Origin of the sequence: Phaeobacter sp. (assembly GCF_022825805.1) — a bacterium.
Taxonomy (GTDB): Bacteria; Pseudomonadota; Alphaproteobacteria; order Rhodobacterales; family Rhodobacteraceae; genus Phaeobacter.
In genome coordinates, this window is sequence record NZ_JAJDWC010000001.1 from 1 (window position 1) to 11,256 (window position 11,256).

The following is an 11,256-nucleotide window of genomic DNA, read 5'->3' on the forward strand; positions in this document are numbered from 1 at the left end:
GGCAAGACTGCCTTGATGAACTCCCACTCCAGATCGCTCATGTCCGAACGCGCCATTTTCACACCCCAGCATGTTGTTTTGCTGGAAATGAAGCACAAGCCAATACGAATGATAAGGAATTTATAGGTGTGCTGCCTAGACATTCTGGTCAACAATGCCGGAATAATCACACGTGGAAAAATCACCGAAGCAACGGATCAGGATTTTGCGCTCTCAATGGCGATCAATGTCGAAGCGCCCTTTCGCCTGTGCCGTGCTGCTATCCCAATCATGGCCGAAGCGGGCGGCGGGGCAATTGTGAATACTGCCTCGTGTTGGAGCGTGCATCCGGGCCCAGACCATCCCGTGTATGTCATGTCCAAGGCCGCAGTTGCGTCATTGACCAAATGTCTGGGCATGGATCACGCGCACCAGAACATTCGTGTCAATGCTGTCTGTCCCAATGAAGTGAACACGCCCATGTTACGCAGCGGTTTTGAGACACGCGGACTTGACCCGGACAAGGCCATCGACTCGCTGAACGCCTCTGTGCCACTGGGTCGGATCGCAGAACCCGAGGATATTGCCGACGTTGTGGTCTTTTTGGCGTCTGATCAGGCGCGATATATGTGTGGTGCGCTGCTTGAAGTGAACGGCGGGAAACCGGTGCAATGACGAACTGGTCTGAAAAAGTCGCCCTTGTCACCGGAGGTCGCAGCGGCATCGGCGCTGCAATCGCTGCTAAGTTCGCGTCTCTCGGTGTGACCGTCATCACCGCACAACGCGGCAAAGACCCAGTCCATCCCTGCGTATCTGCTGACTTCCTGAACCCATCTGAACCGGAGCGCGTCATCAGCGACGTGATCAAGATGACTGGCGGATTGGACATTCTGGTCAACAACGCGGGCGTCATGCGCGAAGGAACAGCGCTGGAGACCTCTGAGACCGATTGGAACGAGATGCTGCATGTCAACTTGACCGTTCCATTCATGTTGATCAAACACGCGCTGCCACATCTGATCAAGCGTAGTGGTGCCATCGTGAACATCGGGTCCATCGAAGGCCTGGGGGCCAATCCAAAACATCCGGCCTACTGCGCATCAAAAGGTGGGTTGCACGCGCTGACGCGCGCCGTAGCGGTCGACCATGGCGGTGATGGTGTCAGATGCAACGCCATTGCACCGGGCTGGATTGACACCGATCTCAACACCGCTTTCGTCGAAAATCGCCCTGATCCTGACAGCTTCAGGGCATCCCTCGGCGACATTCATCCAATCGGCAGAACCGGAACGCCCGAAGAAATAGCGGGGCTTGCCGCTTGGCTCGTGTCTGAGGAGGCGAGTTTTGTCACGGGGCAGGTATGGACCGTGGATGGTGGCAGAACCAGTAAACTCAGCCTGCCCTGAAGGCATATCATTCCCAGACCGCACATGCGCTCCGCTGCCCGCGGCCATCACTCAGCATATTCGTTCAAACCTATACGGTTGCCCTCACTGTCTTCTATCTCTGCCACAAATCCTGCTTCGCCAATATCTGTCTTTGGATAGAGCACTCTCGCGCCTTCTGCCTGCGCGATGCGCAGGACATCGTCGATTTTCGGAACATCAAAGTAAATCAGACAGCCAGCGTGTGAGGGGGTGTACCCCTCGCCTACTGCCAAGGCCCCACTTGCCCCCGGTTGGTCATCGGCGCGCGGGAAAAACGCCATGTCGTGGCCATCAACGGTCCTGATCTCGAATGTGAACCCAAAGACGGTCTCGTAGAACGCGACAGCCCGCTGCAGATCACCAACGGGTATTTCAAAGAAATAGACTGGATTGGCCATATGATCCGCGCCTCCCTTCGTTGACGCCAGACATGCCTCCAGCGCTAAAGACCTCATGTAGGATATATGTGCCGTTTAGCCCCAACCAAGACTCAAAGGCGCCTCGCACAGTCACCATGCATTGCAAGTATCCGCGCCAAGAATAACCGCCCCCCCGTTTTGGGCGACACGCCGCGATGACAAATGGATATGTTAGCCCTTTAGCGCAAAAATCAGCGTCATAACGCAGCCAACGCAGATAATGAGCGCCCTCATCGTCGCCGCGGACAGTCGTTTTGCTGCAATTGCCCCGCAATAGCCGCCAATCGTTGCCGTCACCATCATCAGCAATGCCTGAGGCCAGTAGACGATCCCCGCCAGCGCAAAGGTGACAACCGAAGCGCCCGATAAAACAAAGGACATGCCATTCTTCAGCCCGTTCATAAGATTGATGTCCCGCAGCCCCAGCATCGAAAACAAGGCAAGAAGAACAATACCCAGACCGCCATTGAAATAGCCGCCGTAAATGCAGACGAGCAGCGTGGCGGCGTTTCCTGTCCAGCCCTCAGCTTTGAGATTACGTTCAGCCCAGGCGGTCAACCTGTGCCCAAACGCAAAGAGCAGCGTTGCAAAGCCCAGCAACCACGGCACCACAAAAGCGAAAACAGTTGCAGGTGTGACCAAAAGCAGCAAAGAGCCCAGGACACCGCCTGCCAGGGAAAGCCCGAGCAGCAGCACTAGGTACCGTTTGGGGACATCTTTCAGCTCACCAAAGAAGCCCAGCGCCCCGCTCAGATAGCCGGGAAACACGGCAACTGCGCTGGTTGCATTCGCGGCAATCGCTGGGACACCGGTGAAAACAAGGGCCGGGAAGGTCAGAAAGCTGCCGCCTCCCGCGATTGCATTTGCCACACCCGCAAAATAGGCCGCCACGGCCAGAAGAAAGATATCAAAGAATGTCATTATACGCGCCAGTTCAAACGTTTCAGCTTCGATACCAGTAGTTTCAAACAACACAAGAGGCGTCTGAGCTGCGCGGCATACGAGGAGTGAGCCCTACGCATTTGCTGCTTCGCCAATTTTCGAATCACAAAACAGCAAGCAACCCTCAATGAAGATCGAATTTTACCTTGCAATCTTTAATTGAAATTATTTCCGATTGGTTAGCAAAACGCATCCGATGCGGCACGAAAAACAGCTGAAATGATACCGATACGATTTATTAACTTTCCAGGCGCTTAGAGTGATTGAGTTATACGTCAAGTCTCTCGGAGTATTTTTTATGCCTAAACCTGATTTTCAGCAGACGATTGCCAAGTTTGCCTTAGACGGCGCACAAACCAAAGAGCTGATCAGCGCAGGCCACCTGGTTGTCCCGCACCTCGACCAGGTCTTGGAGTATTTTTACAGTTTTGCAAAATCCGACCAAGAGGCCTCCAGCTACTTCAAGACTGACGGGTCTCTTGAACATGCGCGCAGCGCGCAGAAACGTCATTGGGAGCTTTTGCTGAACGGAGAGTTCTCGGACGACTATTTCAAATCAGCGAAAACAATTGGCCGCGTTCATTTCCGCATTCAACTGCCATTCGATTTGTACCTTGCAGGGTACGCGAGAGCGACCTCCTACATCCAGGAAATGCTGTCAAAACAATATGGCGCAACCTATACCCCGATGGCACGCGCGAAAATGCTGCGTTTGCTCGGCGCACTGAACCGCGCATTTGCCATGGATACCTTCCAAGTGATCGATGCGTATTTTGATGCCCAAAGCGAAGAGCAAGAAACCGCGTTCCGCTACATCAGCGAGGGTATCCAGCGCATGTCGGAGCGCGATCTCACACAACCCATCCCCTGCTCTCAGGAGAGTGATTTCCCGGCACGCTATGACCCAGTGAGAAGTTCGTTCAACACGCTGATGGGCAGCATGGGGGACGTCATTGGCACCATTCAAGCCTCTGCAAAGAACCAACACAACACGGCCGGGGAAATCTCTGCGGCGGCGTCAGATCTGTCCGGACGGACAGAGACACAGGCGGCAACTTTGGAAGAAACCGCTGCGGCGGTCGAAGAAATCACCGCAAGCATGAAACAATCCTCCGAAGCCACAACAGAGACCAGCTCACTGGCGAAAACAGCCCAAGAGATTGCAGAGGAAGGCATGGATGTTGCGCTGAATGCTGTCCAGAAAATGAATGAAATCTCTTCGTCGTCGGAACAGATTTCACAAATCATCAGCGTTATTGACGACATTGCGTTTCAAACGAACCTGCTGGCCTTGAACGCGGGGGTCGAAGCGGCACGAGCGGGGGAAGCCGGGCGCGGATTTGCTGTGGTCGCGTCCGAAGTGCGCGCCTTGGCTCAACGCGCGGCGGTATCGGCAAAAGAGATCAAAGATCTGATCAACGTGAGCACCGATCACGTTGAAGATGGCGTGAATTTGGTGAACAGCGCAGGCGACGTATTGGAGCGGATCGTCGGGCATGTGAAAAGAGTCACGGAGCTGTCGTCGGAGGTTGCCGCATCAGCCCATGAGCAATTCACCGGCCTGTCCGAGATCAACACAGGCGTTTCTCATATGGATAGCGTCACCCAGCAGAACGCCGCGATGGTGGAACAAACCACGGCAGCGACTGTCTCTCTTCGGCAAGACACCCAGGTGCTGGCGGAATTGGTCGAGACGTTTCAGGTGTCTTCCCAAGATCAGCCCATGGCCCAGGTGCACCAGTTCGAAGCGCAGGCAGGCTCAGACGGTCTCCTCACCGAACAAGACACATTTGTTGCCTAAGTTGCGTCTACTGGCGCCTGTTCACTAGGAGTGAAACGCAATCTCAGCTCTTTGTGCGGCGTGTGGCAAAGCGCGCCGCAAAGCAACGGGCTGCGCAAATATCCAACAAAGCTCTTTGGTCTTTGGTTACATAAGTTTCACAGAAACGAGACGAAACTGAATCGCGAAGGCCCCATCAGCCGTCCCTGTCCAACCAGCAAAGGGTACGCTGCCATGAGCAAGACAGACATCATTCAAGATCCCGCCTACGGTAACAAAGCAGAGGCGTTCGAAGCCTTTGATGATATCCCGACCAATCCCAACTTGGGCAACACAATCGGCGACGTCATCCATTGCCGCTATGGGCGACGCGAATTCTTGCGTGGGGCATTGGGCGTCACGGCCACGACGGCTCTGTTTGGGACTTCGGCATTGGTTGCACCCAAAACCGCCCAAGCGGCAACCGCAGCGGACAGCCGTTACAAATTCGATGAACTGCAGTGGGGCAACGATGCAACCCACCATATTGCCGAAGGCTACAATGCCGATGTTCTCGTCCGCTGGGGTGATCCGATCACTGCGGATGCGCCGGATTTTGACGTCATGAACCAAACGCCAGAGGCTCAGGCGCAGCAGTTCGGCTACAACAATGATTATGTCGGCTTTGCAGAGATTGAGCCAGGCCGCGGCATGCTCTGCGTGAACCACGAATACACCAACGAAGAGGTTATGTTCCCAGGCCTAGGCCGTCAGGACCGCGCTGGGTTTGAAGGTATGACAGAGGATCTGGTGAACATCGAAATGGCTGCGCATGGTGGTTCGGTCTTCGAAATCCAGAAAGATGCAGCAGGCAAATGGGCGATCAACCGCGACAATCCGGCCAACCGCCGCATTACTGCCAACACTCCCATGACCTTTGACGGGCCCGCTGCCGGACATCCACGTCTGCGGACGTCTGCCGATCCAGCCGGAATGACAGTTCTGGGAACGATCAACAATTGTGCGGGCGGCATGACCCCCTGGGGCACCTACCTAATGGCCGAAGAGAATTTTCACGGCTACTTCTGGTCTGACAATGTAGATGCCGACGGCAAAGTCGACATATCTGCGCAGCCGGAAGGCGAAAAAATGAAGCGATACGGCGTGCCAGGCCGCTGGTATGCTTGGGGCCAGTATCATGAGCGCTTTAATATCGACAAAGAGCCAAATGAGCCCAACCGCTTTGGCTATATTGTCGAAGTCGATCCGATGAACCCTGATGCGATGCCGATCAAGCACACAGCTTTGGGGCGCTTCCGCCATGAAGGCGCGGAAACAACCGTGGCTGCCGATGGTCGTCTGGTGATCTATTCGGGCGACGACAACCGATTTGATTATCAGTACAAGTGGGTGTCCGCAGAGCCCGTAACAGACGCCAACAGTCACTTTGGCTCCACTCTGTTGTCCGAAGGCACGCTCTATGTTGCGCGCTTTAACGAAGACGGCACGGTCGACTGGTTGCCATTGGCCTATGGCGAAGGCCCGCTCACGCCAGAAAACGGTTTCAACAGCCAGGCCGATGTATCCATTGACACACGGCTTGCCGCAGATGCTGTCGGCGCAACGCCAATGGATCGCCCTGAAGACGCACAGCCCGGCCCGGACGGGACCGCTTACCTCATGTTGACCAACAATTCGCGTCGCAAGCTTGATCAGGTGGATGCGGCCAACCCGCGCCCAGAAAGCAACTTTGGCCATATCATTGAAATCAAGGAAGACGGTCAGAACCACTCGTCCACACGCGGCACCTGGTCGATATTGGTCCTATGCGGTGACCCAAAGATCGAAGAAGTAGGCGCCATGTGGAACCCGGAGACCTCTGAAAACGGCTGGTTCAGTTCACCTGACAATTGCGCGTTTGATGCGTCAGGCCGACTTTGGATCTCCACGGACCAAGGATCCGGTTGGGGTCGTACCGGGAAATCCGATGGGCTTTACTCCCTCGAAACCGATGGCGATTTGCGCGGGCACTCCAAACTGTTCTTCCGCTGCCCTGTGGGTGGCGAACTATGCGGCCCCTATTTCGCGGATGAGAGCAAGACACTGTTCCTCGCGGTTCAGCATCCTGGCACCGATGGAACTAAGGATCTCAAAGGGTTTGAACGCAACTCTACCTTTGAAGATCCTGCCACACGTTGGCCTGACTTTGACGAAGCCATGCCACCGCGCCCCTCTGTGGTTGTGGTAACCAAAAAAGACGGCGGCGCAATCGCCGTATAAACCAAGACACCAAGACCCCGGTTCGCGCCGGGGTCTTTGGATTGTTTTACGAACGTCGCCTTTGTTCACTTACGACGCACACCACAAAAGCAAGAGCGTCTTCTTCCATGGCGGCTCTCGCGGTATACACTGGCAGCATCGAAATGCGTGGCATCTGCGTGGTTCATGGGCTGTGAAGCGGCGGGAAAACCAGCTTTTGTACATGCCAAAACGAGCTTTTCAGTCTGAAATTTGACGGCGTAGGCCGCAGCCACGGCTCATCTTGAAAATACCGACGTCCGCTGTTGTCTAGATTCAGTTTCATGCCATATCCCTAGGAAATGCGGTGTGACGAACTTCCCTTTTTCCCATTGGTGCGATCTCGCACACATGAAGTGTGTGGACCCGGCGCTTTTATGTTTGCCTTGGCCTTGCTGGCTCAAATTGACGGAGCGGCTATGTTGCTGCGCGAAGGGCGGGGCATAAGCCAAGTGAACCCAAATGGTTTCGCAGATTTCCTCGATCCTGCACGGCTGACCCTTTGCAACTCCCATGACCAGGCTGAGACACTGGCTCTGGCCGAAGAAGCTCTGCGCTCAGGTGCGGTGTCTCTGGTTGTTATGCAAATCAACAGACCGCTGAGCCTTACAGCAGGGCGTCGCTTACAGCTTGCGGCGCGGGATGGGAATTCCATAGGACTTGCCATTATTCCAGAAGGCATGGGCAGCAACGCCGCTGAAACGCGTTGGCGCTGTACGCCTACTTTTGACCCCAACACACAGGTGCACGACTCGACTCTGCAACATTGGGAACTTATAAAGAACAAATCAGGAACATTAGGTGCTTGGTATGTTCAATGGGATAGAGCGTCGCGTCGCGTCATTATGGTTTCCCCGCCTCGCAAGTGACCGGGTTTTACGACGCCGCCCGTTCAGTGGGCCCTTTGTTCTGACGCTCAAGCAGAAAAACGCCAATCGTATTTATTGTCTCAACCATGCAGCCTCCAAGCAGGGGCTACATCAGGGCATGCCTTACTCGGATGCGCGTGCCTTCTGCTCTGATCTGCAAAGCCGTTGCGCAGAGCCCGAAAAAGATCGAACTTTTTTACATCTCCTACGCCGATGGGCGACGCGCTATTGCCCTTGGGTCGGGTTGGACGGCCGGGATGGGCTGGTCATGGATATTACGGGCTCAACCCATCTCTTTGGCGGTGAAGAAGCGATGCTCGCTGACATGCGCATGCGCTTAATGCGCGCTGGATTATCAGTGCGGATTGGTATGGCGGACACACGAGGCGCAGCCTGGGCCTTAGCCCATTATAACGAAGGAATTGCGCCTCCAGGTCAGACGCTCTCGGCCCTCGCCGCATTGCCTGTAACCTCCTTACGCATTGAGGAGCAGATGTCTGTTGCTTTGCAGCGTTTGGGGCTGCGCCGCGTTGAAGATTTAGCAGAGACGGCACGGGGGCCGCTCAACCGCCGCTTCGGACCAGCCTTATTACAACGGCTGGATCAGGCGCTGGGAGCGCAACCCGAAGAGATCTCTCCGCAAATTGAGCCGCCACACTATGGCGTGCGCATGACGCTGCCCGAGCCGATCGGCTTACTGTCTGATACAATGGCCGGAGTTGAACGATTATTGGTGAAGCTAGGTGCCAAACTCAATGCCCATGAGCAGGGTGCGAGAGAGCTTTGCCTCACACTGCGCCGGGTAGACCAGGGACAACAACAAGTTGAATTACGGTTGGCGCGACCGTTACGAGACCCAAGCCGCATTTTACCTCTGTTTGAAAGAGGTCTAGCGGAAATTGATGTGGGCTTTGGCGTTGACATGTTGCGCTTGGAAGCCACACAGGTGGAAAGCCTACCCTCACGACAACTCAGCCACGTTGCGGATCAAGGGCACGACAAGCTGGATGATCTGATCTCCCGACTGGGAACACGGATTGGGTTGGAAAACATCCAACGATTTTTACCCGCTGACAGCCATATTCCCGAGCGCAGCTTTTACATGGCCCCTACAGCTTATTCGGAACCCGCTAACGGCTGGGCGACGCTACGCCCACGTCCGATCTGCTTATTCCCACCGGAACCGATTGCGGGCCATGGGAGACACCCTCCTAAACGCTTTCGCTGGCGGCGAAACGCGCTGACGACCGGCCGCGCCACTGGTCCAGAGCGCATTACCCCTGAATGGTGGCTGGAGGATGAGAACTGGCGCTCAGGCATCCGCGATTACTGGCGTGTAGAAACCACACAGGGGCGCAGGCTTTGGCTGTTTTATACGCCGCAAAATCCGGGGTGGTTTGTACAGGGAGAGTTCGCATGAGTGAGGTCATTCCCGTTGAAACCCCCTATGCAGAGCTTTGCGTAACAAGCAATTTCACCTTCCTAACAGGCGCCTCTCATCCTGAAGAACTGATCGTCCGCGCTGCCGAACTCGGCTTGACGGCAATCGCAATCACAGATCGCAACTCTCTGGCGGGCGTAGTGCGGGCGTGGTCAGCTCTCGACAAGATGAAGAAAGATACAGAGGAATCGATTCATATCCGCTCACAACAGCGCGTTGATACGTCTTCGCGCCAGAAAATCGAAACTGGCGACACGATTGAAAAGCCGCCAGTCCAAAGGCTGCCCAAACTTATTACCGGATCCCGCCTGGTCTTGCAGGATAGCGCGGTAGAATGGATTGCGCTGCCATGTGATCTGGAAGCCTATAAGCGGCTGACACGTTTGCTGACCTTGGGAAAACGCCGTGCCGACAAAGGAGAGTGTATCCTTTATGCCAAGGATCTGCTGACCGCCTGTAAGGGCACGATTTTGATCGCTCTGCCGGGGCAGGACATCTCCAAAGCGACAACTGATATTCAAAGGTTTGCACGGCATTTCCCAGGCCATGTCTTCTTGGGTGCGGCCCCTCGCTACGATGGAAGTGATCAGGCTTATCTGCACGCCTGTGCGTTGGCAGCACAAAGGACCTCAACACCTATGGTAGCTGTTGGCGATGTGCTTATGCATCGTGCAAGTCGCAAGCAATTGGCCGATGTGCTGACCTGTATGCGTGACCATATCACCATTGATCAGATCGGCACCCGTGCACTGCCCAATAGCGAACGCCGTCTTAAAGCAGGCAACGATATGGCGCGGGTTTTTCGCAATCATCCTGCGGCACTGCGCCGTACCGTGGAGATCGCCGATAGGTGCAGTTTTGACCTGAGCGAACTGTCTTATGACTACCCTCATGAGGATACAGAAACAGAAACCCCAATGGCGCGTTTAAAGCACCTTGCACGGGAGGGCTTGAAGCGCCGCTACCCCAAAGGGCCGCCTGCCCGCGCGCTTGAACTGATGCAAAAAGAACTAGCCGTAGTCGAGGAACTGAATTTCCCAGCCTACTTCCTGACAGTGCACGACATTGTTCAGTTTGCAAAATCACAGGGGATTTTATGTCAAGGGCGCGGATCTGCAGCCAATTCCATCCTGTGCTACCTCTTGGGCATCACCGACGTTAACCCGGATATGATCGCCATGGTATTTGAGAGATTTGTCTCCAAACACCGCGGTGAGCCACCAGATATTGACGTGGATTTTGAACATGAGCGCCGCGAAGAGGTGATCCAATGGATCTACCAGAGATACGGCCGTGAACGCGCAGGGCTATGCGCCACAGTGATCCACTTCCGCACCCGCGCCGCAATTCGCGAAGTGGGCAAAGTAATGGGGTTGTCACAAGATGTCACCGCGGGCCTTTCAAGCCAAATCTGGGGCATGAGCAATGGTGGTGTTGATCTGGACCGCATCCGTGAGTTGGGACTGGATCCAAATGACCGCCGCCTGATGCAGACCCTTCATTTGATTGGTGAAATCATCGGCTTTCCCCGCCATCTCTCCCAACATGTGGGAGGCTTTGTAATCACGCAGGGACGATTGGACGAGTTAGCTCCGATTGAAAATGCAGCCATGGAAGATCGCACTGTCATCTGCTGGGACAAGGATGACATCGACGCTTTGGGCATCCTCAAAGTGGATGTGCTGGGTTTAGGCATGCTTAGCTGTATTCGTAAGGCCTTTGACCTGATGCGGCGGCATAGCAATATCGATCATACCATTGCGTCTGTTCCGCAAGGCGACAAGCCCACCTATAAAATGTTGTGCCGAGCAGATGCGATTGGAGTCTTTCAAGTGGAAAGCCGGGCACAGATGAATTTCCTACCCCGGATGCAGCCGAAAGAATTCTATGATCTGGTGATTGAAGTCGCCATCGTCCGCCCAGGCCCCATTCAGGGCAATATGGTACAACCTTATATCCGGCGCCGCAATGGGCTGGAAAAACCTTTGTCGCTAACAAGCGATATGTCCGGTGTAGGTAACATGCGATCTGTCCGGTTTTATCATGTCTCCGAAAGGAGGCGTTATGAAGCGGACAGAAGTGTTACAGGAAGTTCGACTTATGAAGTTCGAAGACGTGTATT

Annotated in this window: 9 protein-coding genes; 7 read left to right on the top strand and 2 right to left on the bottom strand. The window is 54.8% G+C overall.

What is annotated here, in order from left to right:
- Nucleotides 1–126: 126 nt before the first annotated feature.
- Entirely contained in the window at nt 127–654 is a 528-nt protein-coding gene (locus Q0C28_RS00005) for an SDR family oxidoreductase (protein WP_293572596.1), read from the top strand.
- Nucleotides 651–1,385: an SDR family oxidoreductase gene (locus Q0C28_RS00010; protein ID WP_293572597.1), complete on the top strand. Its 735-nt coding sequence runs from the start codon at nt 651–653 to the stop codon at nt 1,383–1,385. The genes Q0C28_RS00005 and Q0C28_RS00010 overlap by 4 nt, the downstream gene beginning before the upstream one ends.
- Before the next feature lie 47 nt (nt 1,386–1,432).
- Here Q0C28_RS00010 and Q0C28_RS00015 read toward each other — a convergent pair whose 3' ends face one another.
- Together Q0C28_RS00015 and Q0C28_RS00020 are read right to left on the bottom strand one after the other, a co-directional pair.
- Nucleotides 1,433–1,804: a VOC family protein gene (locus Q0C28_RS00015; RefSeq protein ID WP_293572598.1), complete on the bottom strand. Its 372-nt coding sequence runs from the start codon at nt 1,802–1,804 to the stop codon at nt 1,433–1,435.
- Between the two features lie 192 nt (nt 1,805–1,996).
- Nucleotides 1,997–2,746, bottom strand: a complete 750-nt coding sequence (locus Q0C28_RS00020) for a sulfite exporter TauE/SafE family protein (protein WP_293572599.1) — start codon at nt 2,744–2,746, stop codon at nt 1,997–1,999.
- A gap of 319 nt (nt 2,747–3,065) precedes the next feature.
- Between Q0C28_RS00020 and Q0C28_RS00025 the strand changes: the two genes are divergently transcribed.
- From Q0C28_RS00025 to Q0C28_RS00045, 5 genes are all read left to right on the top strand, one after another.
- Nucleotides 3,066–4,568, top strand: coding sequence for a globin-coupled sensor protein (locus tag Q0C28_RS00025; RefSeq protein WP_293572600.1), 1,503 nt, complete (start codon nt 3,066–3,068; stop codon nt 4,566–4,568).
- A 213-nt stretch (nt 4,569–4,781) separates the two neighbouring features.
- Nucleotides 4,782–6,806 (top strand): PhoX family phosphatase, encoded by a 2,025-nt coding sequence (locus Q0C28_RS00030; protein WP_293572601.1) that lies wholly within the window; start codon nt 4,782–4,784, stop codon nt 6,804–6,806.
- 437 nt (nt 6,807–7,243) lie between these two features.
- A complete protein-coding gene (locus Q0C28_RS00035) occupies nt 7,244–7,693 on the top strand; it encodes a hypothetical protein (RefSeq protein WP_366934209.1) in 450 nt (149 codons plus the stop codon).
- Nucleotides 7,635–9,113, top strand: coding sequence for a DNA polymerase Y family protein (locus Q0C28_RS00040; protein ID WP_293572603.1), 1,479 nt, complete (start codon nt 7,635–7,637; stop codon nt 9,111–9,113). Before Q0C28_RS00035 ends, Q0C28_RS00040 begins: the two co-directional genes overlap by 59 nt.
- Nucleotides 9,110–11,256, top strand: a 2,147-nt coding sequence (locus tag Q0C28_RS00045) for a PHP domain-containing protein (RefSeq protein ID WP_366934210.1), incomplete at its 3' end; no start/stop codon positions are given. The genes Q0C28_RS00040 and Q0C28_RS00045, both read left to right, overlap by 4 nt.

What these genes read in the sequence shown, in the direction of transcription:
- Q0C28_RS00030 (WP_293572601.1), top strand. Translation starts at nt 4,782, where the DNA reads ATGAGCAAGACAGACATCATTCAAGATCCCGCCTACGGTAACAAAGCA.
- Q0C28_RS00035 (WP_366934209.1), top strand. Translation starts at nt 7,244, where the DNA reads ATGTTGCTGCGCGAAGGGCGGGGCATAAGCCAAGTGAACCCAAATGGT.
- Q0C28_RS00040 (WP_293572603.1), top strand. Translation starts at nt 7,635, where the DNA reads ATGTTCAATGGGATAGAGCGTCGCGTCGCGTCATTATGGTTTCCCCGC.
- Q0C28_RS00015 (WP_293572598.1), bottom strand. Translation starts at nt 1,804, where the DNA reads ATGGCCAATCCAGTCTATTTCTTTGAAATACCCGTTGGTGATCTGCAG.
- Q0C28_RS00020 (WP_293572599.1), bottom strand. Translation starts at nt 2,746, where the DNA reads ATGACATTCTTTGATATCTTTCTTCTGGCCGTGGCGGCCTATTTTGCG.
- Q0C28_RS00010 (WP_293572597.1), top strand. Translation starts at nt 651, where the DNA reads ATGACGAACTGGTCTGAAAAAGTCGCCCTTGTCACCGGAGGTCGCAGC.
- Q0C28_RS00025 (WP_293572600.1), top strand. Translation starts at nt 3,066, where the DNA reads ATGCCTAAACCTGATTTTCAGCAGACGATTGCCAAGTTTGCCTTAGAC.